This is a genomic window from Brevundimonas sp. Marseille-Q4549 (assembly GCF_976940555.1).
In genome coordinates this window covers 368117-393226 of record NZ_CDRHXG010000001.1, presented here as the reverse complement: position 1 = coordinate 393226, position 25110 = coordinate 368117, and the positions used below count along the sequence as shown (strand labels likewise).

At 64.4% G+C, this 25110-nt stretch carries 22 protein-coding genes; 8 read left to right on the top strand and 14 right to left on the bottom strand.

Features of this window, described 5'->3' with window-relative positions; translation table 11 throughout:
• Nucleotides 1-7 precede the first annotated feature (7 nt).
• Nucleotides 8-4939, bottom strand: coding sequence for a DEAD/DEAH box helicase (locus tag ACWPV3_RS02065; protein ID WP_453976648.1), 4932 nt, complete (start codon nucleotides 4937-4939; stop codon nucleotides 8-10).
• 210 nt (nucleotides 4940-5149) lie between these two features.
• Here ACWPV3_RS02065 and ACWPV3_RS02060 point away from each other — a divergent pair, with 210 nt between their 5' ends.
• The 3 genes from ACWPV3_RS02060 to ACWPV3_RS02050 are packed head-to-tail and all read left to right on the top strand — an operon-like array spanning nucleotide 5150 to nucleotide 7673.
• On the top strand, nucleotides 5150-6247 hold the full coding sequence (locus tag ACWPV3_RS02060) for an HNH endonuclease (protein WP_453976647.1): 1098 nt from the start codon (nucleotides 5150-5152) through the stop codon (nucleotides 6245-6247).
• Nucleotides 6248-6280: 33 nt separating this feature from the next.
• The gene (locus tag ACWPV3_RS02055) at nucleotides 6281-6907 is read left to right on the top strand and encodes a GIY-YIG nuclease family protein (protein ID WP_453976646.1); all 627 of its coding nucleotides are present in this window, start codon (nucleotides 6281-6283) and stop codon (nucleotides 6905-6907) included.
• The gene (locus ACWPV3_RS02050; protein WP_453976645.1) at nucleotides 6897-7673 is read left to right on the top strand and encodes a hypothetical protein; all 777 of its coding nucleotides are present in this window, start codon (nucleotides 6897-6899) and stop codon (nucleotides 7671-7673) included. The genes ACWPV3_RS02055 and ACWPV3_RS02050 overlap by 11 nt, the downstream gene beginning before the upstream one ends.
• 24 nt (nucleotides 7674-7697) lie before the next feature.
• On the opposite strand, the gene ACWPV3_RS02045 is transcribed toward ACWPV3_RS02050, so the two are convergent.
• The 6 genes from ACWPV3_RS02045 to ACWPV3_RS02020 all read right to left on the bottom strand — a co-directional run bounded on the left by ACWPV3_RS02045 (nucleotide 7698) and on the right by ACWPV3_RS02020 (nucleotide 12799).
• The gene (locus ACWPV3_RS02045; protein ID WP_453976644.1) at nucleotides 7698-9116 is read right to left on the bottom strand and encodes a hypothetical protein; all 1419 of its coding nucleotides are present in this window, start codon (nucleotides 9114-9116) and stop codon (nucleotides 7698-7700) included.
• Between the two features lie 40 nt (nucleotides 9117-9156).
• On the bottom strand, nucleotides 9157-9387 hold the full coding sequence (locus tag ACWPV3_RS02040; RefSeq protein ID WP_453976643.1) for a hypothetical protein: 231 nt from the start codon (nucleotides 9385-9387) through the stop codon (nucleotides 9157-9159).
• Entirely contained in the window at nucleotides 9387-10778 is a 1392-nt protein-coding gene (locus tag ACWPV3_RS02035) for a DUF3987 domain-containing protein (RefSeq protein ID WP_453976642.1), read from the bottom strand. The genes ACWPV3_RS02040 and ACWPV3_RS02035 overlap by 1 nt, the downstream gene beginning before the upstream one ends.
• Nucleotides 10779-10838: 60 nt before the next feature.
• Nucleotides 10839-11621 (bottom strand): hypothetical protein, encoded by a 783-nt coding sequence (locus tag ACWPV3_RS02030; protein ID WP_453976640.1) that lies wholly within the window; start codon nucleotides 11619-11621, stop codon nucleotides 10839-10841.
• A 636-nt stretch (nucleotides 11622-12257) separates the two neighbouring features.
• Nucleotides 12258-12629 carry a hypothetical protein gene (locus tag ACWPV3_RS02025; protein ID WP_453976639.1) on the bottom strand — a complete coding sequence of 124 codons (372 nt, stop codon included), beginning with the start codon at nucleotides 12627-12629 and terminating at the stop codon, nucleotides 12258-12260.
• A 5-nt stretch (nucleotides 12630-12634) separates the two neighbouring features.
• Nucleotides 12635-12799: a hypothetical protein gene (locus tag ACWPV3_RS02020; protein WP_453976638.1), complete on the bottom strand. Its 165-nt coding sequence runs from the start codon at nucleotides 12797-12799 to the stop codon at nucleotides 12635-12637.
• A 92-nt stretch (nucleotides 12800-12891) separates the two neighbouring features.
• Here ACWPV3_RS02020 and ACWPV3_RS02015 point away from each other — a divergent pair, with 92 nt between their 5' ends.
• A complete protein-coding gene (locus ACWPV3_RS02015; protein ID WP_453976637.1) occupies nucleotides 12892-13515 on the top strand; it encodes a recombinase family protein in 624 nt (207 codons plus the stop codon).
• A gap of 287 nt (nucleotides 13516-13802) precedes the next feature.
• Here ACWPV3_RS02015 and ACWPV3_RS02010 read toward each other — a convergent pair whose 3' ends face one another.
• Together ACWPV3_RS02010 and ACWPV3_RS02005 are read right to left on the bottom strand one after the other, a co-directional pair.
• A complete protein-coding gene (locus tag ACWPV3_RS02010; protein WP_453976636.1) occupies nucleotides 13803-14714 on the bottom strand; it encodes a dienelactone hydrolase family protein in 912 nt (303 codons plus the stop codon).
• A gap of 153 nt (nucleotides 14715-14867) precedes the next feature.
• A complete protein-coding gene (locus tag ACWPV3_RS02005) occupies nucleotides 14868-15245 on the bottom strand; it encodes a hypothetical protein (RefSeq protein ID WP_453976635.1) in 378 nt (125 codons plus the stop codon).
• 141 nt (nucleotides 15246-15386) lie between these two features.
• On the opposite strand from ACWPV3_RS02005, the gene ACWPV3_RS02000 reads away from it, so the two are divergent.
• Nucleotides 15387-16178 (top strand): SDR family oxidoreductase, encoded by a 792-nt coding sequence (locus ACWPV3_RS02000; RefSeq protein WP_292088777.1) that lies wholly within the window; start codon nucleotides 15387-15389, stop codon nucleotides 16176-16178.
• A gap of 14 nt (nucleotides 16179-16192) precedes the next feature.
• On the opposite strand, the gene ACWPV3_RS01995 is transcribed toward ACWPV3_RS02000, so the two are convergent.
• The 4 genes from ACWPV3_RS01995 to fsa all read right to left on the bottom strand — a co-directional run bounded on the left by ACWPV3_RS01995 (nucleotide 16193) and on the right by fsa (nucleotide 19619).
• Entirely contained in the window at nucleotides 16193-17176 is a 984-nt protein-coding gene (locus tag ACWPV3_RS01995; protein WP_453976634.1) for an aspartyl protease family protein, read from the bottom strand.
• A 92-nt stretch (nucleotides 17177-17268) separates the two neighbouring features.
• Nucleotides 17269-18231: a tyrosine recombinase XerC gene (locus ACWPV3_RS01990; protein ID WP_453976633.1), complete on the bottom strand. Its 963-nt coding sequence runs from the start codon at nucleotides 18229-18231 to the stop codon at nucleotides 17269-17271.
• Nucleotides 18213-18929: a DUF484 family protein gene (locus ACWPV3_RS01985; RefSeq protein WP_453978487.1), complete on the bottom strand. Its 717-nt coding sequence runs from the start codon at nucleotides 18927-18929 to the stop codon at nucleotides 18213-18215. Before ACWPV3_RS01985 ends, ACWPV3_RS01990 begins: the two co-directional genes overlap by 19 nt.
• Before the next feature lie 36 nt (nucleotides 18930-18965).
• On the bottom strand, nucleotides 18966-19619 hold the full coding sequence (gene fsa / locus ACWPV3_RS01980; protein WP_453976632.1) for a fructose-6-phosphate aldolase: 654 nt from the start codon (nucleotides 19617-19619) through the stop codon (nucleotides 18966-18968).
• Between the two features lie 30 nt (nucleotides 19620-19649).
• Between fsa and ACWPV3_RS01975 the strand changes: the two genes are divergently transcribed.
• Nucleotides 19650-21812 (top strand): primosomal protein N', encoded by a 2163-nt coding sequence (locus tag ACWPV3_RS01975; protein ID WP_453976631.1) that lies wholly within the window; start codon nucleotides 19650-19652, stop codon nucleotides 21810-21812.
• 26 nt (nucleotides 21813-21838) lie between these two features.
• Here the strand turns inward: ACWPV3_RS01975 and ACWPV3_RS01970 are convergent, their stop codons facing one another.
• The gene (locus tag ACWPV3_RS01970) at nucleotides 21839-22216 is read right to left on the bottom strand and encodes a Tat pathway signal protein (protein WP_453976630.1); all 378 of its coding nucleotides are present in this window, start codon (nucleotides 22214-22216) and stop codon (nucleotides 21839-21841) included.
• Nucleotides 22217-22467: 251 nt separating this feature from the next.
• Between ACWPV3_RS01970 and ahcY the strand changes: the two genes are divergently transcribed.
• Complete coding sequence (gene ahcY / locus ACWPV3_RS01965) at nucleotides 22468-23859, top strand: adenosylhomocysteinase (RefSeq protein ID WP_292177804.1); 1392 nt, start codon at nucleotides 22468-22470, stop codon at nucleotides 23857-23859.
• A gap of 39 nt (nucleotides 23860-23898) precedes the next feature.
• A complete protein-coding gene (locus ACWPV3_RS01960; protein ID WP_453976629.1) occupies nucleotides 23899-25104 on the top strand; it encodes an NAD(P)/FAD-dependent oxidoreductase in 1206 nt (401 codons plus the stop codon).
• Nucleotides 25105-25110 lie beyond the last annotated feature (6 nt).

The window sequence follows — 25110 nt, the reverse complement described above, 5'->3', positions numbered from 1 at the left end:
CGTCCTCTCAGTGAGTGGTTGAGGCCGCCGTTTCGGGTTCAGGCATGATGTCGAGCGCGGGGAGGCTGCGGACGATCTTCATCGTCTCCAAGCTGACCGTGATGACCCGCTGGAAGAGTTTCAGAGGGTAGGCCGGGTCCCCGACTGTCTCGATGGCGTAGAGGTTCGCGTCGTTGACGATGCCGCTGTCCTTGTCGGTCTTCACAATCTGTCGCTCCATCACCCATTCCAGTGCAGGCCGACCATTGACTACGTAGTCGTAGGCTTCGAGCGGAATGCCGGTCATGGTGATGCGCGGGTTGTAGATGACGGTGCTCTTGTCTACGCCTCCGCGTTTTCCGGCGAATTTCATCTTATCCACCCTGAAGAACGCGGTCGGGTCGTCAACGACGGTGAGCGACAAGTCGCCTTCCTTGATTGTGACTTGAAAGGGGTCTGCTGACTCGTAGTTCACGTGGAGATCGCCCAGTTTCCTCCCAGCGTCCACGAAGGCGCGGAAATCCTCACCACGTCTTAACAGGGGCAGGCGAGGAAGCTGTTTCGACAGATTATCGGCAAACTCTAACCGGTAGTCTTCGGAGTGCAGGAGGCCGTAGACATAGTAAAAGAGATCGTCCTTCGAGACGACTTGATCGGGGTAGGCGGCTTGGAAAGCGGCCAATCCCGAGTCGGATATGGCGTCCGTTTTGACTCGTCCCGCAGGTCCATCGTCTTGAGGGAAGAGCCCGCCGACTGGCACCGGCTCTTCATAGAGATAGCGTGGAAAGCACTGACCTTTTTCGATCGTATCCAGAGCGGTTAGGCAATCCGTCATCAAAACCGAGAAGCCAGCCCTCGCTCCGGTTCCCGAGACCGATATCAGCCGGTTTCCATCGTGGCCCGGCGGAAAGATGCGAGGCATCTGATAGACCATCTCATTGAGCTGGCGATCAAAATAGTGCCACTGCTTGAAAAATGGCCGATAGGCTGTTTGAACGAGTTTTCCCTCGTCGAAGCTGAGAGTTTTCTCGCGGCCGAGGCTCGCTTTCAGTGATCTCGTCCAGCTGATTTTTCCCGCATCTTGGACGACAAACGAGTCAATAAAGGCTTCCCGATCCTTCGCGGAAGAAAAGGTTCTTCCTTCCTTCACGAGTCGTCCTGCTTCGCTGCGGTAAGTCTCAATAGTCCTCTTGATGTTATCGGAAATCGTCGATTGCGCGCTATTGATGCACCAAGCGTCACGGTTTGTGACTACGCCCAACGAGTAGCTTTCAAAGATTGTCGTTGTCTCGGCACCAGATTTGTCAGCGATCGGCAGAAACCGTTCGAAGTTCCCTTTACGTTGGTTGAGCCAGTCGCCGTGTTCATCCGCAACTACGGCTTTCCAGCCATCGGCGGCACGCACCCCAGCCATACTGCCGAAGTGCCTAAGTCGGGACAGTTTTTCAGTCCGCCGAAGGTCATCACCAATATCATGGTAGAAGACACCCCCCTGTTTCTCTGAGCCGGGGTTCTTGACGAAGAGCGTGATAGATATGCCGGTCATGCTTCCCTGCTCAAAGACATTCTCGCCCTCCTTCGCTCGCCCCTTCGAAAGCATGTTTTTCCGAATGTCGCCGCGAAGGTGAAGGACGTGGATGCTGGAAAACTCCCTTCCGAGACACCTCCGCATACCGTCCGCAAACGACCGCTCCACCCAAGCGGCCCCAGACACATAGGCCATCACGCCACCACCGAGCCCTAAGCGATCGCTGCCCCAGCGGATCGCGCGGATGTAGCTGTCGTAGAGACCCTTCTGAAGCTTGGCATTTGAGGCGGCGGCGTAGGTTTCACGTATGCGACGATCCAGGCTGACATATTCAATGTTGGCAGCGTTGTCGTTTTCGCTTTTTTGGCCCGCCGAGTAAGGGGGGTTTCCCATGATAACTCGAATGGGAAGTGCCTTCTGGCGGGTTCTTCGATTGCTGTTGTCGGCCATCATTCGGGCCTCTAGGTCATCCTTCTCCCAGAGTTGGAAGGTGTCAGTCAGACATATGCCACGGAACGGTTCGTAGGCTCCGTCCGACGCCGCGCTGTAGACGGCCTCGATGTTAATTGCCGCGATGTAGTAGGCGAGCAGGACGATCTCATTTGCATGGATTTCCTCCCGGTATTTCCGCTGGAGGTCCTCAGGCGGGATCAATCCTGACTGAAGTAGCCGCGTGACGAATGTGCCGGTCCCGGTGAAGGGGTCAATGATGTGAACGCCCTCGCTACCCAGGTTCTGATCGAACTCCGAACGCAACACCTCGTCCACCGATTGGATGATGAAATCGACGATCTCGACCGGCGTGTAGACGATGCCCAGCTTCTCTGTCATGCGCGGGAACGCCTTGCGGAAAAACTTATCGTAAAGCTCGACGATGATCCGCTGCTTGGCCTCTGCGGAGTCGATCCCGGCCGCGCGCCGTCGCACGCTGTCGTAGAAGTTCTGGAGTGCCTCGGCTTCCTTCTCCAGGTTCTGCTCTTGCAGGACATCGAGGACCGACTGCATCGCGACCGAGACAGGATTGTTGCGGGCGAAGCTGTGGTCCTCGAACAGGGCCTCAAACACTGGCTTGGTAATGATGTGCTGGGCCAGCATCTCGATGGCCTCAGCCTCCGAGATGGAATCGTTCAGGTCGTCCCTGATCTCGGCCAAAAAGCTCTCGAACGCCTCGCGCTCTTTCGAACCTTCCTTGGCAACCGTGGTGGTGATGCGGGTGATGTGGGTCTGGGCGATCTTGGCTATGTCCGTCGCCCAGTCCTCCCAGTAGTCCCGCTTGCCGCACTTCTTGACGATCTTGGCCATGATCGCCTTGGCGAACTCATCGAAGACGAACTCAGTCTGAATGTCCGAGACGCCGCTCAACGGTGCATCGCCAGCCTCATCATCGTCGGCCGCACTGCCTTGGCCGATGTTCGCATTGCCTTTAGCCGCGCCAGCCTTGGTCGGCAGTTTGTTCGTGACGGCGATGACCTCGATGTGGTCACTGACATCGACGCCCAGGCCCATCTTGTTGATGGTCGAGTCGAACCGCTCATCGTGTGATCGAAGGGCGTTCAGAATGTCCCAGACAACCCGGTAGCGGTCGTTGTCCTTGAGGGCCTCCTCGGGCGTCATTCCGGCTGGAACGCCGATGGGCAGGATGATGTAGCCCATCCGCTTGCCCTCGGCCCGCCGCATCACCCGGCCGACCGACTGAACGACGTCGATCTGGGACTTGCGCGGATGCATGAACAGGATGGCGTCAAGGGCAGGGACGTCCACACCTTCGGAGAGGCATCGGGCGTTCGTCAGGATGCGGCAGACTTCGCCGCCCGTGTCCTGCTTGAGCCAATCGAGGGCGCGGGTCCGTTCCTTGGCGTTGTAGGTGCCATCCACATGCTGGAGTTCACAGCCGAGCGGTGAGCGTCCGGCTTCTGTCTGTTGGCCTTCTTCCGAGGCGAGGTAGTCTCGGATGACGGCCGCGAACTCGTCTTTGATGAGCTTGGAACTGGCGATGTCCTTGCAGAAGGCCAGACCCCGCTGCATCGGCTCGGGATCGGCGGCCACGTCCTCGCTGAGCCCATTCTTCGTCAGAGCCTTGTAACAGCCGATAATCTTGGTTGCGTCGTCGAGCTTCAACTCGCTCGATCCATCAGCCAGCCGACGCTGCATACTGGAACTGACCATGGCCTCATCGACGGCCAGGACGATCACTTTGTAATCGGTCAGAAGCTGGTTCTCGACCGCCCAGCCGAAGCCGCGCGCAAACAGGGTCGGGCCGAACATCGACTCGTCGTCCATCGAGCAAAGCTCGACGCTGGCGTCGGCCGCCTTGCCCTTCACGGTGTCGCCGAACACCCGAGGCGTTGCGGTCATGTAGACCCGCTTCTTCCCCTGGATAAAGGACTGGTCGTGCACCTTGATGAAGTTGCTGTCCTCCTGGCCAGGGAAGCTCGCGCCCGTCGTCCGGTGGGCTTCGTCGCAGATGATGAGGTCGAACTCGGCCATCCCGTGCTGCGACTGCGCGGCGGCGACGACAGGCAGCGACTGGTAGGTGGCGAACACCGCAGTCATTCGATCGGGCGCGGCCTTAGCGACCTTCGCGGCCAGCTTCGCCGCATTGGTCGTCGCGGGGTAGTCGAGGTCATGTGCCTCGACCTCGGCGACGTCATCCGTGCTCTTGCGACGCTTGCCGACCTGGACGTCCGAGCAGACAGCGAATGACGCCAGCGGGGTTTCGGAGTCGATGGTCCATTCCCGGATCGTCTGAGACATCAGCGATAGAGACGGGACGAGGAAGAGAACGGATTTCCCCCTGCCGACCATCGCTTCTGCGATCTTGAGGCCGGTGAAGGTCTTGCCAGTGCCGCAAGCCATGATGAGCTTGCCCCGGTCGGCCTCAGCCAAGCCGTCTCGAACGCAGTCGAGGGCGTCCTGCTGGTGAGCCCGAAGCTGCTTCTTGGGCGCGACCTCGATCTTCTCCTCGTGGAGATAGGCCGCCCAATTGATCGGACTGTCGGACAGGCGGTCGAGACCGATCCGGGTTGTCGCAATCTGCTGGCCGTCGAGGGCCTCCTCGGCGTGGCCGCTCCAAGGCACATCTGTTGTGTCGATAATCAAGCGACGGACGAACGGCTGCTTGCCTGAGGCGGTGAAGAAGCTGTCGATGTCGGCCTTCGCGATCTTATGGCCTTCTTTGTAGAATTTGCACTGGATCGCGCAGTAGCCGCCTTCGTCGCGCAGCTTGGCCACGGCGTCGATGCCGGTGTCTCGCCCATCGACTCCAGTGGCTTTCGCCCAGTCGGAGAACAGCCATGCGTCCTCGTATTCCTGGGCCATGCCCGGATCGTTCTTGATGAAATCGACCGCGATCCGTTCGAAATAGTTGCCCTTCTCACGCTCGCTCTTGGCGGCGTCGCGGAAGGATTTCAGAAGCGCGCGGAAGTCGGACATACGGTGTCACCAGATCGTGGGCGGTAGGCGCGGCTATCGCCGCACGGGGTCGCTCTCACGATGGATGTGGACCCCCGGCTACCGTGGCGTGCGTTGCCGAAAATGGGAAGACGGCGACGAAAGGACGAGCGCGCTCGAAGCGGCTTGCTCGCCTCAACCGTGCAGGTAAGTTCTACGTAAGAGCGATCGTCACTGGCAAGGATTTGCAGGATGCCATTCTACTTCAAGCCGGTCGTCTGGAACGACAAGGGCTACCGTGGTCCGGCCGGGGGTCGCTTCTCATCCGGGTTTCCGGCGGTAAACGGATATGGGCATGAGGAGTGGAACAACGCACCAGCGTTAAGCTACCAAGATGGAACAGATCGCTTCAAAGTCTTTCATACCGAGCCGTTGGGCAATCAGGATGTAGACGCTCAGGCTGGTCTGATTGCGATAATGTTGATCGCGTCAAACGCGGGAAAGCAGTGGCTGGTTGGTGTCGCGGCGGGCTGCGTATCTCTGCTCTCGGCTGATGATCGCAAAGCTCGGCTTGAGCTTGCCGATAGGCTCGGTCTTGATAGTTCGGCGATGGCCGATGAAGCGTGGGCTTTGGAGTCCGTGCGCTCAGCCCACAAAAATGATGAGCGAGAGTTCCGGAAGAAATGGAACGAGGACTTTCACTGGATACCGAACTGGACTTGCCCGGCGGACCTCTACCTACCTCTGCTTGAGCCGATTGCATTGGACGCAATGGCACTCACCGGCAAGGAGCGATTGGTGGGAATGTATGGTGCCTACCAAGCTGTCGGTCGCTCCGTCTTCCAAGCGGTTTTATCCGCGATTCCGGACAGAACCGACCCGGCGGCGGTCGGACGTCTAAAAGCTTGGGGTGGAGGGGAAACCGAGACCGCCAAAGATATCGAAGAGATCAACAACATCTCAGCCACGGTCAGAGCGGCACTCGTTCAGGCGCGCATCGGCCAAGGGGCTTATCGAGCCGATTTGATGGCAGCCTGGAATGGTCGTTGTGCGGTCACGGGATGCGGCATTCCCGAAATGCTGCGAGCGTCCCACGTTCAGCCTTGGCGTGCATCGGACAACGGACAACGGCTCGACCCTGAAAATGGACTGATTTTGTCGGCCCACCTCGACGCACTCTTCGACCGGGGACTCATAACCTTCGCTGATGACGGGTCGATGCTCGTGTCGGAATCAATCAGTGTCGCTAGCAAGGACGTCTGGGGCGTGGGCAATCCGCTACGCGTGAAACCCAAGGATCGGCTAAGCGAGTATCTTCGCTATCACCGAGAAAAAGTCTTCACAGGCTGAGAAGGGTGCGGCTGCATCTTTTAGGAGGCATGCGTGTCAGCAGGCATCGTCTACATTCTCACGAACGCGGCCATGCCCGGCTTAATCAAGATCGGGCTGACCCAACAGGACGACGTTAGCCTGAGGGTGAAGGGGCTCGACAACACGTCACTGCCGCTCCCGTTCGAGTGCTATTTCTCCGCCCGCGCCCCTGACTGCCGTAAGCTGGAGCGGACCCTCCACTTCGTCTTCGGCGAGAAGCGTGCCCGCCTGAACCGCGAGTTCTTCACCGCGTCACCCGATCTCGCGAAGGCCATAATCGAACTAGTCGCGATTCAGAACGTCACCCCCTCTGACGCCGACCAAGACATCACCCCTGAGGAGCGTCGCGAGATCGAGGCCGAGAAGGTGAAGCGGACCTTGGGTGGTCTCGGGATCGAGCCTGGGACCGAACTGGTCTTCGTCAAAGACCCAGCCGTCACCTGCTCGGTTCATGACGCCAAGAAGGTCTTATTCCGGGGCGAGGTCATGAGCCTGTCGAAGGCCGCCTTGGTGGCCATCCATGAGATGGGGTTCACGTGGCCGACTGCGAACGGGTTCGAATATTGGACTCTGAATGGGAAGCGGCTGGTCGATTTGCCGCTCGGGCTTGAGACCCAAGGCGACGACGATGCCACCTGAACTTCATGTGACAATAGGGCCGCCGGGCGGCTTTTCAGACCAGTTGTTGATTGCGGGCATTGGGCTGGGGGCGTCCGTGATCGGTGCCGTTGTCGGCGCGTGGATGACCGGGTGGGTCACTCGACGGATGATGGACCAGCAGCATAAACGTTCGGAAAATATCCAAGACGAGGCTGTGAGCTTTGCCCTCCTCCACAAGCTCAACCGCATCTATTCTGCTCAAGTCGGGATCGTAGCTCACATCGCCGAAGGGCGGAAAAACGTTGAAAACTGCCATCCACCCCGACTCACATTGGCGGTTATGCCCTTTGCAAACGGACCATCGAGGGTGACCTTTACGCCCGAGGAAATGTTTCGACTGACACGCGTGGGCGGCATAGATTTGATGAACGCGACGGCGGACTTGGACGAGTGTCACAACGCTGCCGTTGAAGCCATGGAGACTTACAGGGATCAACGGCTGGCGATGGTGGAAAGCTGGACCGGTGAAACTGGAGGGGCCGGTGACGGCGTGGGCACTCTGCTCTCTACGGGTATGACAGACGCCATGATGGCGAGGGCGACGCCTCGGCTGGCAATGCTCGACAGTCTTTTGGAACAGATTGAAAGTATGTCGAAGGCCAACACACGGGACACGTTCGCTGCCCTCAAAGACCTCACCTTGGCCAGGGGCCGTTACTTCAAAAAGAAGGTAGGCATCGACTTGCCGGACCCCGATGGGAAGCCTGTCGAAATCCGCTACGACCCCAATGCGCGCGGTGGCTGAGTCCAGTGTCGCCTGCGAGAAGCGTCAGCATTTTGTCGGTCGTCCCACTCTCCCTGGCACACGGCCCGCCGCCAGAGCTTTCGCGTGCCGTCGCTCCGACTTTTTGGCCGACGCCGCTTTGACCTTCTGACCGGAACGAGAGACCGCCATCTCAGGGGCGGGTCTCGGTCGATCCCGTCGTGGAACCACGACCTGCATGAAGCCCGCGTCGGCAGGATGCAGTTCGACCTTGCCAACATGGCCGCCCAGAAGCTGGCCCCGCACTCGCTCGGCCTGAAAAAGGCTGTAGAGATAGATATCGTAGCTACCGTCGAAGTCGGGGTTTCTGATCGCGCCGCGCATGACGAATTGTAGGACATCGTTGTCCTCTCGTGAGATGCGGATTTGCTCGTCGCTGAGTCCAAACAGAACTTTCAACGGCTCGTCATCGGGCGTTGGCTTCGCGCTGTAGACGTAAGCGCAACTTTGCTCCTCCCGATATTCGTTCTGACCCTCCGCCTTGGGCGGTATCATTTTTCCTGGCACGCGGTGCTCCAGGAGGTTTGCCACCACCCCGTTCGCCCCCCAGAAGCCCAAGGTGGGAGCATTCGCTACCAAGTGATCGCAGAGCTTGACGATATGAGCACGTCCTTCTGACCGGCCCCAAAGGCTCGTGCTCCCCTCGTGCCCTTCGGTGAAATAGTGGATTCGGATCGTCGGATTGCCCGTGCGGGTCATGGAAATGGGGCGCGGTTGGAGCGTCACAAAAGGCGCGGCGACCAATGCTCCGATGCTCGTCATGTAAGATGCACCAGCGATGGTCACCGATGCGGCGAGCCCCTCAAGAGTGTGTGGTGCCCAGACAGAAACCCATCGGAACCCGCCGGAGAACTCGCTGACATCCACAAAGACAGTGTTGGGACGCTGGGCGTGGTTGAGGAGTTCGGCTTGGGCATCGGAGAGACCCGAGCCAGCACGCCACGACGTAGGCGAGGCGTTTGGCTTAATCCTGACTACATGCCACCCGCCCTGCCCAATCGGATCGAGTTCAAAGTGCTGCTCCAAATAGGAGTGCACCATCATCGACTTTTCGGTGCCGCTCTGAATCGCAGTCGGAGCCTCGTCGATCCGAAAATGCCACCCTCGAAATGCTGTGAGATCGCACGACATGAGAGACGCGTGGGTGGTCAGCAGGATGGCGTGGTCCGCTCGCGCGGCTGCCACTTGGGCCTCCGCCGCATCCAACTTTTTTTGCACCTTACCGCGCCCAGGCGGATCACCATGGGCCTCAAGCACCACTCCGGTTTTCGGCATCTCGGTCTGAAACGCAGTCAACTGCTCTCGTAGCAACTTCAACGTCGGATAGGCGAAGATGTAACGAGCGGGCTGGGTCACCGCCTCGTGTCGCAGGATCGTGCTCTTGCCGCAGCCAGGGGGACCCGTCAGCACTTCGACGGTCATCATCTTCCGTCCCGCAGCCCTTCTGCCAATAGCGACGGTAGGGTCAATGCTTCACCCTCCAGATGAGAGCCTCAACCCAGCCGTCCACCCCCTCCTGGAGGCTTATCCAGCCGTCGTAGGCGGCCAAGTGGTGTTCGAGATGGTCCCCTTCGATCATCACGTTCACCAGCCCGAATTCGAGCGCAGCGACCATCAACTCAATCCCGTCTTCGTTCATCGCCCTGTTATGCAAGTGGATGTGCGCTCGGACCGGCACATTGATGCGCGTCCTCATCACTTGGCCTCCGGTGCATAGACGGCGGGATTGACCTCGTAGTCGCCCGGCCCTCGACCCTTTCCGCCCCCGGCGCGAACACCAGCGGCGCGGATCAGGTTCGACGACTGGAGGAGATTACAGGCAGCCGACATTGCGGCCGAACTGGCCAATCGGCCCGGTGTTCCGAGCGATCCCCGCCCGACCAGCCGCGCATTGAACTGTCCGCACGGCCTGCCTTGCAGCAGTCTGAGAAGCTGTCGTGCGTCCTGCTCTTCCACCGGTCGAACGGCGTGGTTCATGGCGATCTCGGCCATCGGGGCGGCGTAGCCGTCAATGAATCTCATCGCCGCTGACAACGCTGCTTGGGTGACTTGCTTCGGTGCCTCATCTCCGTCTACTGCGGTTGCTGCCCACCAGAGGTGCTCAAGCACCAAGGCGATCCGGAGGGCGGTGCCTCCTTGCTTTCCAAGCCATTGGCCCCACACACCCTCGGGGTCCCTGCTGGCTTCGACATGCTTCGCTTCCACCCACTTCTCGAAGCGAGTTTTTGCCTGTCGAGCGACATCGACCGTAATCGGCTTACCTTCGCACCCCACCAGGGTTCGAAGCCGCCGAAGGCGGTTCCTCGCAGGTCCGACGTCACAGGTCGGGCCGATCTTGAAGCCATTGACCGGCTCCGGACAAACGAAGAGCCAGCGGGCTGCCAACCCCCTATTGGTCTTCGATGTGATGAAGGACCGGAGGGTCTGGGGCTGAGACCCACCCAAGACGCTGATGGCGAGACGGGGAATGTAGATCGAAGGCTTGTTTTTCCGCCGCACCGTTTCAGAGCGCGCCCCGAACGCTTTGAGCCAAAATGCTTCGCCGCCGTGCTGACCGAACTTGTCCCACCACCCCGACAGTTCGTCGCGGAACAGGATAAGACCCTTCGGACTCATCTCCGCAACTTGAGCAGCGGCCTGGGCCGTCACGTCGTCGATATGGATCGCGGCCCTCTCGGCGGCCTCACCGCCATCATCATCCCATCCAGCTTCGTCCCGCTCCTCAGATTCCAGCGTCGAGATGATCTCGCTGAAGGGGTCCATCGCCGGTGACTTGCGCGAACTCGGGTTTCCGACGAGGACCGTCCAGATGATCGGAGGTTCTTTCCACCCGCTGATCCGGATTTCCCTCGCGTTTCCCATCAACGCCCCCGCCAAGGTGAGAAGGCTGGCCGCCACGTAGTCATCGGGAGCGCACTTGCTCGCAGCGACGTGATCCACCCAATCGGCCCAATAGTCCCCCAGCATCTGACGAGGAAACGGGGGGACCGCCGAGGATGATGATGACAAGAGGGAGAGATCAGGCCGCGCCCAGTTTGAGGGCGGCGTGTGTTGAAAGGGGATGACGTTTGAGGGATTGGTAGGCATTGGTGTTCCTGTTTGTTGATGACAACAGGAAACCACAGACCGTGCGGTCGGTATTGGTCACTAACCTTGCTGTCCAACCTTTATTCTTGTGGGCAGTTGAAGGCGGCCTTTGTCGTGCATTCGATCCAATGTTTTTCGCAGCGACGCTCGATCGGGAGCTTTGAACTCTGGGTGGGATCGTCCGTAGATGGCGAGCCAGCTTGCGAGCTTGGCCACGAGCTTTTCCGTAGAAATCTGGGGCTCCGCAGCGATCCAGGATTGAATGACGGGCAAAGCATCAATGCTCCATTTCGCCACCGTGCCTTGCGGCCGCCCCCCTCGTTGCGCTTTCCAGCGAGCAACCTCGTCCCAAAACCCTGTCTCGGCGAAGGACAAACCTACTTCGGCTCGACCGATCTCCGCTGCTTGATGGATGAGGGCGTATACGTAGTGGCCCTGCTCACCTGTCGGGCGGACCATTATCTCAAGGGTGTCGATGATACTTGTCAGGATGTCAGCTACTGCTTCGGCCTTATGGTAGCGATCCGCCTTATCGGACGATGCAGTTTCGCTCTGCATCACGGCATGACATGCCCTTCGCACTTGGCAGAGTTCCTCCACCCTGTCGTCCGAACCGGTAAAAGGGATGGTCAAGATGTCGAGTTCGAAGGCCAAGCGTTCTGCACGCCATCTCAGCGACTGGACCAAACCGTCGAAGGCATAGAGCCAGTTCTCTTCCTCCAAAGCGTGGACACGCTGTCGTTCGCACAGCGCGACCTGACGTCGAAGGACGTCCAGCAAGTTGGTGCGGGCGTCAGCGTGTTGCCCGACCGTCACCCGCGTTTCCCGGTCGTCACCGCTCAAACCCCCACCCCCTCTGCCAATAGCGTCAACAGCCCCCCGGACCGCCGTCCCCACCCTGTGCCACAGGATGGGAAACCTGTCCCTGCGTTCTCTTAGGAAGAGGTAGGGACAGGTTTTCTGGATTTTGCCGGAGCCTTGGGCCGGACCGGCGACGACGCCGACGACCACGAGATCGGTGACCAGAGATCGAGAGATCGCCGCAAGGGGCCGGTAGGCCGAGACCCGGAGCCGAAGGCGAGGATCGAGGTCGTGCGGGTCCTGGCGGCAGGTGGACGGCCGAAGGGCGGACGCCTCGTTGATGTCGGCGAGGCTGGAGCCTGATCGGGATCATGATGGCAGTCCGGCCGTCACCTCGCCGACCTGTTCGCTTGTCGTCGCCCCCGCGCGCAGGCGCGCATGTGCCGCCGACGCGAAGACGTCCTTCGGCTTTTGTGGGCTTCCTCGACGGGTGCACGACATGAAAGGGTTTCTGACCGGGCCGTAGGCCCGCGTCCGGCAAGCACGCGAGGACAGATTCCGACGCTATCGACGCTATTGGCAGCGTGACAAAATCCGGTCTGCACGGCGCGCAGTTCGAGCCCGTCATTCCAAGACGCCGACAGCCCGAAATTCCGTGATGAGAACCATGTGGTTTCGTCACGGCACGGTCAGGCTCGCTTCGTAGAGACGGCGGTCCTCTTCGCTGGTGATGTCGATGAACGGATATGGCTGGAACGACTGATCTTCGTCGATGCACATGATGGGCTTCCCTCCGATCATGATGGTGCCGTCGTTCCGAAGTTGCCGAGACGCGATCTCCAGAAGTCGTTCACGGGATTGAAGCCGATAGAAGCGGTTCTTGTAGACAACCCGTTCTGACCCATCAGGGAAGCGATGGATGACCCGCTGAGCGGACTCGTTCAGATACCAAGTGCCTGACTGGCTACCCATGTAGACCTCGGCGACGTAGCAGTGCACCGAGCGATGGGTTCGGTAGCGGTTGTCACCTTGAGGGGGCTGCTGCTCCATCTTTCTCAGTCCTTGTGAAGGCAATCGTCACAGAGACCAAACTCGCCCGCCGAAGCTGAGGCGATGTTGAAGTGAAGGCCGCAGTGCACGCAGCGTGGCCGCGCGTCAGGTCCTGGCCGTAACCCCAAACGGCGGAGATGCTCTTCCTGTTCTTTCTTGGCGTCGGTCATGTTGTCCCTCCGACGCCAACTTAACGGGACTTCACCAGATCACTAAAGCTCGTTTTCCTTGACGCCTCCCCGAACTGTGAGAGTCTGAGGCCGTGAAGCGGTGCGGAATATATCTCAGGGTCTCAACGGACCAGCAGACGACCGAGAACCAGTTCCGCATCCTCCAGGAGGTCGCCGAACGATCCGGCTGGACCATCGTCCAGGTCTTTGAAGATGCCGGGATCAGTGGCGCGAAAGGGCGGGACCAGCGTCCTGGCTACGATGCCCTTCTAAAGGCCGTCCATCGTCGAGAAATCAATATGGTCGCAGCTTTCGCTGTAGATCGTCTGGGACGCTCCTTGCCCGATCTGGTGGCCTTCCTCTCGGACATTCAGGCGCGGGGTTGCGATCTCTATCTGCACCAACAAGCCGTCGATACCTCGACGCCCTCAGGCAGAATGCTCTTCGGCCTACTGTCAGTCTTTTCAGAATTCGAACGCGAACTCGTCAGGGCCAGAGTCAATGCAGGTCTGGATCGGGCTCGGTCCAAAGGCGTCCGCCTTGGACGTCCCTCCATCGCCCCCATCGACCTCGATCCTGTTCGGAAGCGTATCCTCCAGGGTCAGTCCATCCGGGTGATCGCGAAGGCTACCGGGTTCAGCACGGCCACGGTCCAGCGGGTCAAACGGTCCATGCACACGGTCGAGGAAGCCGTCCCTGCCACTGTGGCGGCCTAAGACTGAGACGTCCTGAGGGACCTGGAGACCAGAATGACTGACGACATCGACCCAACGGTCCAGCACGGTCAGGACGAACCGTCAGGAGACCTTGAGGCCCAAAATCACGGCAGCCGTGAAAATGAGCCTGTAGCACCACCCATTTCCCCTCGGCTCCACCAGGCGTTTTCAATCGGTTCATCCGATTAGGGAAATTCGGAAATCGGCAACTTGAAGCGGCCGGAGGCCCCGCCTCTGCGACGCGGAATGCGAAGGGCGAAACGCCGGCCCCGCTTTCCGGCGATACGTCAGCGGGGCGCCAGTTGGGTTTCGAAGAAGGCGCCTGCCTTTTGGCGGAGGTCTTCGGTGGCGGCGGCGTTGGCGGGGACGGCCTGGCGGCTTCGGCTGGGGTCGTCGAAGCCATGTCCGGCGCCGTCATAGACGGTCAGTTCGATGGGCGCGCCCGCCTGGGCCGCCCGGTCGACGAGAGACCGACAGCTCTCGGGCGACACCTCTTCGTCCGCCGTGCCGATGAAGACCCGCACCGGTGCATAGATCTTGTAGCCCTGGCGAAAGCGGTTCTGCAGCCCGCAGCCGGGATAGAGGGCGAGCCCTGCGCGAAAGCCCAGCCGCGTCATGTCGCCCGGCTTGTCGTCGGCCATGGCCGCCAGGGTCGCGCTGGCGCCGTTGGAGAAGCCCATCAAGCCGATGCGGTCGTCGGCCACGCCGTCCAGGCCGCGTAGAAAGCGCATCGCGCCATAGGCGTCCAGCGGACGGATCGTCACCTCGTTCACTTCCGGAGGTCGCGTCGCATAGGAACCGGCGGCGAAGCCGGTGGGATAGCCGCGCGGGCCGAAACTGTCGACGACGAGGGCGTAATAGCCGCGCTGGGTCCAGTAGTCGGCCCAGAACCGGAGACGCCGCGTCAGGGTCGAGGCGTCGTAGACGCCGTTCGCCAGCGACGAATAGACCCCGCCTCGCCCGTGCATCAGCACGACCGCGGGCGCGCCGCCCTGAGGCGCGGGGGAGCCGGGTTTGAACAGATAGCCGACCAGTTCGGTGCGCGGCTCGTCCATGCTTCGGAAGGTGACGCGCTGCGCTGGCGCCTGGGCCGTCGCAGCGGCCGGCGCCTCCTGTCGCGCCAGCGCCGGACCGGTCGCGCCCAACAGGATTGCGGCGAGCCCCGCCGAAACCATCCGCTTCATGCCCATCGTCTTCATCGACCCGTCCCCCCCGTTCGTTGGCCCTCTGCACCCTTGACGCATCTGGGCGGTCGAATCCTCCAAGGCGGCGCATCCTGACCGGCTCCGGCCGAAGTTCCGGCCTGGATGACGGAGCCTTGAGGATCGAGGGGGGATCGTGGGGAACGCCGGCTATTTCAGCGCGACGTAGCCGCGTTCGACGATGCGGCGCAGGGCCTCATAGGCCTCGGCCAGTTCGTCATAGGCGGTGCGGGCCGAGGTCAGGCGCGCCACCTGATCCGGCGTCACGGGCGAGCCGGAATGGGCCAGGCGCAGGGATTCGGCGACCCATTTGGCCCGCGCGGCCGAGGTCAGCACCGCCAGCTTCTGGAGCGAGGCCGCGTCCAGGCCGTTCAGCGTCTGACCGATGACCTCCTTGTTGGCCACATAGGCGGCGTAATCGATCTGCTCCAGCTGGCCGCGCAGGCGGCGCTGTTCATGAGGATCGGTGTCCTGCGGCTCGAAATGGTCGCTGTGGCGACGCACGCTCGAGGTCATCTTGGTCGACATGGGCCGGCCCTCCCGCACGCCTGTCCAGACGGCCGAGACGGGCCGCGTGGATCGAAGGTGCGCCGCCGGGGTTAACGCCGCGTTGCGTCCGACGACCCGACGGCCGATATGCGGCTCTGGACCGATCGAGGAGACGCCGACATGGACCTGAAACTGACGGGCAAGCGCGCCCTGATCTGCGGCGGCTCTTCCGGACTGGGGCGGGCGGTGGCGACGGCTCTGGCGGCGGAGGGCGCCCATGTCGCTCTACTGTCGCGCAACGCCGAGGCGCTTCAGGCCGTCGCGGACGAGTTGAATGCGGCCGGGCCTGGTCGGGCGGTGGTCGTCACGGCCGACCTGGCGGATCATGAGGCGCTGTTGCGGGCCGTGGATGCGGCCGAGGACCTGTTGGGCGGGCACATCGAGATCCTGCTGAACAATACCGGGGGGCCGCCGCCCTCGGGGGTTTCGAACCTAGAGCCGGCGGTCTGGCGCGATCATTTCGAGTCCATGGTGCTGTCGATCTTCCGCCTGACGGATCGGGTTCTGCCGCGCATGCGGGCGGCCGGTTGGGGGCGCATCCTGAATGTCGCCTCCATCACCGTGGTCGAGCCTTCGGCGGCGCTGGGGGTGTCGAACACCCTGCGGGCCTCGGTGGCGGCCTGGGCCAAGACCTTGGCGAACGAGGTCGGGCCGGACGGGGTGACGGTCAACACCCTGTTGCCCGGCCGGATCGACACACCGCGCATCGCACGGCTGGACAAGGCGGCGGCCGAGCGGACCGGGGTGACGCCGGAACAGGCGCGCGCCGAGTCCGTGAAGTCCATTCCCGTCGGCCGCCTGGGCGCGCCGCAGGAGTTCGGGGCCACGGCGGCCTTCCTGGCCAGTCCGCTGGCGGCCTATGTCACCGGCTCCCTGATCCGGCTGGACGGCGGGGCGGTGAAGGCGATCTAGGGCCTGTTCGGCGATCAGGATCGGCGCAGCAGGCCGCCGAAGGCCACCCGCCCCCGGCCGTAGTCCAGGATCACATGGCTGAAGCGGGTCAGGACGTCCCCGCCCAGCAGCAGGGCCGGTTCGTCCATCAGGTTCAGGATGTGAAAGGCGTGCAGGTCCGCGAACAGGAGGGGCGTGGGGCCCAGCGCCCGGCCGGCGATCTTCAGGTCGCGCGCGTCGCCGCTCTGGACCGCCAAGGCGCCGCCGACGATGCCCTCCATCCGCGTCGGCCGGTCGGGGTCGGTCGCGGGCGCGATCCGGGCCGCCCGCATCAGGGCCAGATTGCCGATGGAATATTGGGCGCCGCTGTCGATGAAGGCGCTGGTCTCGACGCCGTCGACGACGACGCGTGTCAGGATCAGCTGACCCGACGGCCCGCGCCGGCCCGAGACCACGACATCGGCCTGACGCCGCGCGCCGATCTCTCCGGCTTCGCCGACGGAGACGCCCTCGCTCGACCGGGCCAGCAGGGCGCGCCCCGCCCGCACGTCCAGAACCAGACGAAAGCGAGACAGCAGGTCCAGGCCCAGCAGGCCGTCGGCGCCCAGGGCCTGGCGCGGAAAGACCGGCATCTCCAGACCGGGGAACCGACGGCGTCCGACCTCGACCGCCTCCACCCGGACCGTCGGCGTGGCCTCGGCGGCGGTGACGCCATGAACCATGACGTCGGGGCCGGACGGCAGGCCCAGGGTCTGGGCCAGTTCGCGCGAGACGGCGCTGCGCTCGGCGCCCGTGTCGATGATGAAGGTCCGCGCCGGCCCGCCGTTCAGCGCGACCGCCACCCCCATGCGGGTCAGGAGGTTGCGAAACAGCCGAAGCGTATCCGGCGCGGGCGGCGCCGTCTCGGTCTGGGCGAGGGCGGCGACGGGCGACGCCGCAAGGGGCAGGGCGGCCATCAGGGTCAGGGCCGTCCGGCGAGACGGGATCGCGGCGTCGGAGCCGGATAGGAAAGGCCGCAAGCGCCTGGTCTCCTCGCGCGCCGCGAACCGGCGTCTGTCCTTACGATAGGCGGGTTCGGACGCGCCGTCATCGCCGCTCGTCATCGATCAGGTCAGGCGCGAGGGTGGGCGGCGGCATAGGCGTTCAGCAGCCGGTCGGCGTCGACGCCGGTGTATTTCTGGGTCGTCGACAGGCTGGCGTGGCCCAGCAGTTCCTGGATGGACCGCAGGTCGGCGCCGGCGCCCAGCAGATGGGTCGCGAAACTGTGGCGCAGGGCGTGGGGGGTGGTGCGTTCGGGCAGGCCGAGGCGACCGCGCAGCCGCTGGACCGAGGCCTGGACGTGACGGGGGCTCAACGGTCCGCCGCGCCGGGCGCGGAACAGGGCGTCGGCGGGCTGGAGCGGAAACGGCTGGAGCGCCAGATAGGCGTCCACGGCCTGGCGCACGGCGGGCAGGACCGGGACGATCCGGGTCTTCGATCCCTTGCCGACGATCCGCAGCGTCTCGCCCAGCGGCGCATCGGCGCGCGTCAGGGACAGGCCCTCCGAAATCCGCAGGCCGCAGCCGTAGAGCAGGGTCAGGACGGCGCGGTCGCGCGCCGACTCCCACGGCTCGGCGTCGGGATCGGCGTCCGGTTCGGCCAGCAGGCCGCGCGCCTGATCCTCCGTGACCGGGCGGGGCAATGAGGGCTTGGTCTTGGGGCCGCGCACCAGGGCCAGCTGCGGGGCGGGGGTGTCCAGCCGCCGATCCAGAAAGGCGTGAAAGCCGCGGATCGCCGACAGGGTCTGGCTCAGCGAGCGGGCGGCCAGCGGATGGTCGCCCGCCGCCTTTGAACCTTGGCGGCGCTCGGCCATATGGGCGCGGACCTCGGCGGCGGTGATGGTTCCAAGATCGCCCAGCGACAGGGCCTCGCCACGATGGCGCTCCAGAAAGGCGACATACAGCCGGCCGATATGGCCATAGGCCTCCAGAGTGCGGGGCGACAGCCGGCGTTCGTGCGCCAGATGGTCCAGCCAGGCGCGCAGGGCGTCGGCGGCCGAGGCCTCTCCGGGGCGGTCTAGTTCAGGACCGGCCATCGCTCGGCCATCCGCTCGACCACGCGGGCCAGGAAGGCGGCCAGTTCGCAGCCCATGGTGGGGGTGAAACCCTCGGGATCGGGCGAGCCGAAGGCGCACAGGCTGGGGCGGGCGGGCTCGCCCGGCGTCAGGTGCGGGGCCATGCGGATCAGGGCGACGGACTTCACCTCGGCCTCGGCGGCGCCGAACAGGTCCAGTCCCTCGAACGCGGGGCCGAGCCAGGTCAGACCATGCTCGCCCAACAGGCTGTCGACCGCGCCCGGATCCAGAGGCCGCCAGCCGAAGGGCACGCCGCCGGGCTTCTCCAGGGCGATGGCGGCGGCGGCCAGGCCGAACCGTCCCTGGGCGGCCGCATCCAGGCGACGCGCCAGGTCGGAATGGTTGCGCGCTTCCAATAGGTCCAGCGTCGCCACATGGGTCTGGGTCTGGGCGGCGAAGTTGGCGCGGGCGATCATCTCGATCTCGCGCCGGGCGCCGGTCTCGCGCTCCACGACGGCTTCCAGCCGGGTCAGGGCGGCGGCGCCGAACTCCACGACATTGCGGCCGTGGGGGCGCAGGCCGATCTCTTCCAGAAGGGACCGGTCGTCCAGCAGGGTCTGGGGATGGGTCTGCAACCAGCCGCGCACCTCGGGCCAATGCAGGCCGTCGCCCAGGCGCGGGGTCTCTGCGTCCGATTCCGACGTTTCGAAAAGGTCCAATGAGCCGCTCAACAGACCTCTCCGGGACGTGCGATGTTACAAAATGGACTGACCGGTCTTGGCCCAGTCCGCCACGAAGGCATCAAGACCCTTGTCGGTTAACGGGTGCTTTACCAGGGCCCGGAAGGTGTCAGGGCCGAAGGTCGCGGCGTCCGAACCGGCGACGGCGGCGGCCGTCACATGGGCGACGTTGCGCAAGGACGCGGCCAGGATCTGGGTGTCGAAGCCGTGCACGTCGTACAGGACGCGGATTTCTTCCAGCAGGCCGATGCCGTCCGCGCCGTTGTCCTCCAGCCGGCCGACGAAGGGCGAGACGAAGGTCGCGCCGGCCTTGGCCGCCAGCATGGCCTGGGCCGCAGAGAAGCACAGGGTGACGTTGGTCTTGATCCCCTTGTCGGAGAAGACGCGGCAGGCGCGCAGCCCGTCCCAGGTCAGGGGCAGCTTCACCACCACGTTCGGGGCGATGGCGGCCAGTTTCTCGCCCTCCTTGACCATGGTCTCGAAATCGAGCGAGACGGCCTCGGCCGAGATCGGCCCCTCGACCAGGGCGCAGATTTCGGCGATGACCTCGGCGATGTTGCGACCCGACTTGGCGATCAGCGACGGATTGGTGGTGACGCCGTCCACCATTCCGGTGGGGACGAGGTCCTGAATGGCGGCGATGTCTGCGGTGTCGAGAAAGAGTTTCATGGGCGGCTTCATAGCCGAGGGCGAAGTTCGGTGAAAGTCGCGTCCGTCCTCATTCCCCTGCCGGTGCCAGAGGCCTTCGACTACGAGGTTCCCGAGGCGCTGACCCTGGCGCGCGGCGATCAGGTGGCGGTGCCGCTGGGGCCGCGCCTGATCCGGGGCGTGGTGTCGGAGGTGTTCGAGACGACGGGATCGAACCGGCGGCTGAAGGCGGTGGACAGTCTGCTGGACGATCCGGCCCTGCCGCCGGGCGTGGTCGACTTCGTGGAATGGGCCGGGCGCTGGACCCTGTCGGCGCCGGGCGAGATGGCGGCGACGGCGCTGAAGGGCCTGCGCGCGCCGCGTCCCCGGCCCGAGCGAAGGGTGCGGCGCGTGGGCGAGCGGCAGCCGGCGCGGGCGACCCCGGCGCGGACGGGCGTGCTGGAGACGCTGGGCGAGCGGGCGATGCCCCCGGCCGATCTGGCGCGGGCGGCGGGCGTCTCGTCCGGCGTGGTCAAGGGGCTGATCGACGAAGGCGTGCTGGAGATCATCGAGATCGAGGCCCGGGCGGCGTTCGACCGACCCGATCCCGATCATGCGCCCGCCGCCCTGAACGGGGACCAGGCGGCGTCGGCGGCGGCGATGGCGGACGGCGTGGCCGGCGGCGGTTTCCGCCCCTTCCTGCTGGACGGGGTGACGGGCTCGGGCAAGACCGAGGCCTATCTGGAGGCCATCGCGCGGGTGCTGCGCGCCGATCCGACGGCGCAGGTCCTGATCCTGCTGCCCGAGATCGCCCTGACCCAGGCGCTGATCGAGCGGATCACGGCCCGGTTCGGCGCGGCTCCGGCCGAGTGGCATTCCGGGGTCGCCCCGCCGCGCCGTCGCCAGGTGTGGGAGGCGGTGGTCGCCGGCCGCTGCAACATCGTGGTCGGGGCGCGCTCGGCCCTGTTCCTGCCCTTCGTCAATCTGCGGCTGATCGTGGTGGACGAAGAGCACGACGGCTCGTTCAAGCAGGAGGAGGGGCTGGTCTATCACGGGCGTGACCTGGCGGTGGCGCGGGCGCGGATCGAGGGGGCGGCGGTGGTCCTGGCCTCGGCGACGCCTTCGCTGGAGACGCTGTGGAACGCCCAGAACGGCCGTTACGACTGGCTGAAGCTGGGGGCGCGGCACGGGACGGCGGTGCTGCCCGACATCGACCTGATCGACCTGCGCGCCGCGCCGCCCGACCCCCAGACCTGGTTGTCGCAGCCGCTGCGGCTGGCCATCGGCGAGACGTTGGCGCGGGGCGAGCAGACCCTGCTGTTCCTGAACCGGCGCGGCTATGCGCCCGTCGTCCTGTGCCGCGCCTGCGGGCATCGACTGACGGCGCCCGACACCGACAGCTGGCTGGTCGAGCATCGCTACACCGGGCGGCTGGTCTGTCACCTGACCGGCTTCTCCATGGCGCGCCCGAAACATTGCCCGTCGTGCGGGGCCGAGGATTCGCTGGTCTCGGTCGGGCCGGGGGTGGAGCGGGTCGAGGAGGAGGTGCGCCAGCTGTTCCCCGAGGCGCGGACGGCGGTGTTCAGCTCCGACACCGCGCCGGACGCCCGGTCGGCCCGCGCCCTGATCCAGCGGATGACGGACGGGGAGATCGACATTCTGGTGGCGACGCAGGCCGCGGCCAAGGGCCACAACTTCCCGCGCCTGACGCTGGTGGGGGTGGTGGATGCGGACCTGGGCCTGCGCGGCGGCGACCTGAGGGCGGCCGAGCGGACCTATCAGCTGATGGCCCAGGCGACGGGGCGGGCGGGGCGGGCGGACAAGCCGGGCCGGGCCCTGCTTCAGACCTGGACGCCCGAACATCCGGTGCTTCAGGCCCTGGCGGCGGGCGACCGCGACGCCTTCGTCGAGGCCGAGATGGCCGAGCGGGAGGCCGCGTCCCTGCCGCCCTTTGGCCGGCTGGCGGCGATCATCCTGTCCAGCGAGAATGCGGCCGCCGTGGAGAAGACGGCCGCCGACCTGGCCCAGGCCATCCCCAACGCCGAACGGCTGGAGGTCTATGGTCCCGCCGACGCGCCGCTGGCCCTGGTGCGAGGACGACGGCGCAAGCGGCTGCTGGTGCGGGCCGACCGGGACGTGAACCTTCAGGCCTTCCTGCGGGCCTGGCTTCAGCGGGTGAAGACGCCTGCATCCGTCAGACTGACGGTGGACGTCGATCCCTATTCCTTCCTGTAGCGGGGTCTGTGGGGGGGCGTCCGGCCTTAGACCGCCATCACGCTGCCCAGCAGCAGGCGCGCGCCGGGGCGGCCCATGACCGTGTTGGTCGCAGCCTGAAGCGCATTGGCCAGGCGATCGATGTCGGGCGGCATGCCGGGGCGCAGACCGTTGGCGAAGGTCTGGGCGGCGGTGTTGTAGGCGGCGCGAAGGCGCGGCGTCGATTGCTGGACCCTCAGGCGCAGAGCCGCGTCCGGCGTATCGAGGCCGGTCTCTATCGACAATACGCCGCGCCGTCCGTCGCCGTGCAGGATGGAGGCCGTCACGATCGGCAGGCGCAGATAGCTGTCGGCCGAGGCGCCGCCCCCGCCGCCAGAGGACGCCTTGGCAGCCTCGGGCGGAAGGGTGGTTGCGGCGGTCGCCATGACGGCGAGACCGAGAAGAGCGCGGCGTTCCATCGGGCGATATTAGGCGGCGGTCGCTTAAGGAACGCCTTACGCTGCGCGCTGCGCTGGCCGGGGTTCCTCGGCCTCGAAGCGGAAGCCGCCGATCTGACGCGTCAGGGTCTCGGCCTCGGTCACGAGGATCGTATAAGGATGTCTTTATACGATCATTGCTCCCGGGCTTCGGTCAGGCTATGAGGCCGCCAATCCTTTCGTTCGGCCGGAGCCCGATCATGACCGACTACATCGTCCGCGACATTTCCCTGGCCGACTGGGGCAACAAGGAAATCGCCATCGCCGAAACCGAAATGCCGGGCCTGATGGCGCTGCGCGACGAGTTCGGCGCCGCCAAGCCGTTGAAGGGCGCCCGTATCGCCGGTTCGCTGCACATGACCATCCAGACGGCGGTCCTGATCCAGACGCTGGAAGCCCTGGGCGCCGAGGTGCGCTGGGCGTCGTGCAACATCTTCTCGACCCAGGACCACGCCGCCGCCGCCATCGCCGCCGCCGGCACCCCGGTCTTCGCCACCAAGGGCGAGACGCTGGTGGAATACTGGGACTACGCCCACAAGATCTTCGAATGGGCGGACGGCGGCTATCCGAACCTGATCCTGGACGACGGCGGCGACGCGACCCTGCTGTGCGTGCTTGGCCCGAAGGCCGAGAAGGACGCCTCGGTTCTGGACAATCCGCAGAACGAGGAAGAGGAAGCCCTGTTCTCGGTGATGAAGCGGTATCTGAAGGAGAAGCCCGGCTTCTATTCGGCCATTCGCGACGCCATCGGCGGCGTGTCGGAAGAGACGACCACGGGCGTTCACCGCCTGTATCAGATGGCCGAAAAGGGCGAACTGCCCTTCCCCGCCATCAACGTCAACGACAGCGTCACCAAGTCCAAGTTCGACAATCTGTACGGCTGCCGGGAATCGCTGGTCGACGCCATCCGTCGCGGCACCGACGTCATGCTGTCGGGCAAGGTCGCGGTAGTCTGCGGCTACGGCGACGTGGGCAAGGGTTCGGCCGCTTCGCTGCGCCAGGGCGGCGCCCGCGTGATCGTGACCGAGATCGACCCGATCTGCGCGCTGCAGGCGGCGATGGAAGGCTATGAGGTCCAGACGCTGGACGACACCGCCGGCCGCGCCGACATCTATGTGACCACGACCGGCAACAAGGACGTCATCACCGTCGATCACATGCGGCAGATGAAGAACAACGCCATCGTCTGCAACATCGGCCACTTCGATAGCGAGATTCAGGTCGCCGGCCTGAAGAACTTCAAGTGGGACGAGATCAAGCCGCAGGTCCACCACGTGGAGTTCCCGGACGGCAAGAAGATCATCCTGCTGTCGGAAGGCCGTCTGGTGAACCTGGGCAATGCGACGGGCCACCCGTCCTTCGTGATGTCGGCGTCCTTCACCAACCAGACGCTGGCCCAGATCGAACTGTGGACCAACGCCGACAAGTACGAGAACAAGGTCTATACCCTGCCCAAGCATCTGGACGAGAAGGTCGCCTTCCTGCATCTGGCCAAGCTGGGCGCCAAGTTGACGACCCTGACCAAGGACCAGGCGGACTATATCAATGTGCCGGTCGAAGGCCCGTTCAAGGCGGATCACTACCGTTACTAAACTCTCCCCGAGGCCGGTCTCTCCGTCGGAGGGACCACGATGACGGGGACGTCCTTCGACGTCCTCGTCGTCGGCGCCGGCGCGGCGGGCATGATGGCCGCCATCGAGGCCGGCCGGCGGGGACGCCGAGTGCTGGTCGTGGATCACGCCGACCGGCCGGGCGAGAAGATCCGCATCTCCGGCGGCGGGCGCTGCAACTTCACCAATCTGGGCTGCGGACCGGCGAACTTCCTGGGCGAGAACCCCCGGTTCGCCACCTCGGCCCTGCGCCGTTACACCCAGCACGATTTCGTCAAACGCATCGACTTGGCGGGCATCGCCTGGCACGAGAAGACGCTGGGCCAGCTGTTCTGCGACGACAGCGCCAAACAGATCGTCCGTATGCTGACGGATGACATGGCGGCGGCGGGCGTCACCCTGAAGATGAAGACCGGCGTGGAGCGTCTGGCCCGCGACGGCATGGGCTTCACGGCCGCTCTGTCGGACGGATCGCAGGCGACGGCGGCGTCCCTTGTCGTGGCGACGGGCGGCAAGTCGATCCCCAAGATGGGGGCGACCGGCTGGGCCTATGAGGTCGCGCGCCAGTTCGACATCCGCGTCACCGAGACGCGGCCGGCCCTGGTGCCCCTGACGTTCGAGGCGGGCCTGCTGGAGGCGCTGACGCCGCTGGCAGGAGTGGCTGTGGAGGCGACCGTGGCCTCGGCGCCGAGCGAGAAGACGCGCCGGGCCAGCTTCAACGAGGCAATGCTGTTCACCCACCGGGGGCTGAGCGGCCCGGCCATACTTCAGATCAGCTCCTACTGGCGCGAGGGCGAGGCCATTGTCGCCGCGATGGCGCCGGGCCGGAACATCTTCGACGAACTGAAGGCGGCCAAGGCCGCGAACGGGCGCCAGGCCGTGCATACGGCGCTGAGCCACATCGTGCCGCGCCGTCTGGCCGAGACCTTGTGCGTGCGAGAGGGGGCGTCGGGCAATCTGGCCGACCTGTCGGACAAGGTGCTGCGCAGGCTGGATCAGGCGGTCAACGGCTGGAGCGTCAAGCCGGTGGGCTCCGAAGGCTATCGCACCGCCGAGGTGACGCTGGGCGGGGTCGATACGGCCGCGCTGGACCAGCAGACGATGCAGGCCAAGACGGTTCCGGGCCTGTATTTCATCGGCGAGGCGGTCGATGTGACCGGCTGGCTGGGCGGCTATAATTTCCAGTGGGCCTGGTCTTCGGGCTGGGCCGCCGGACAGGTCTGCTAGGCGCGT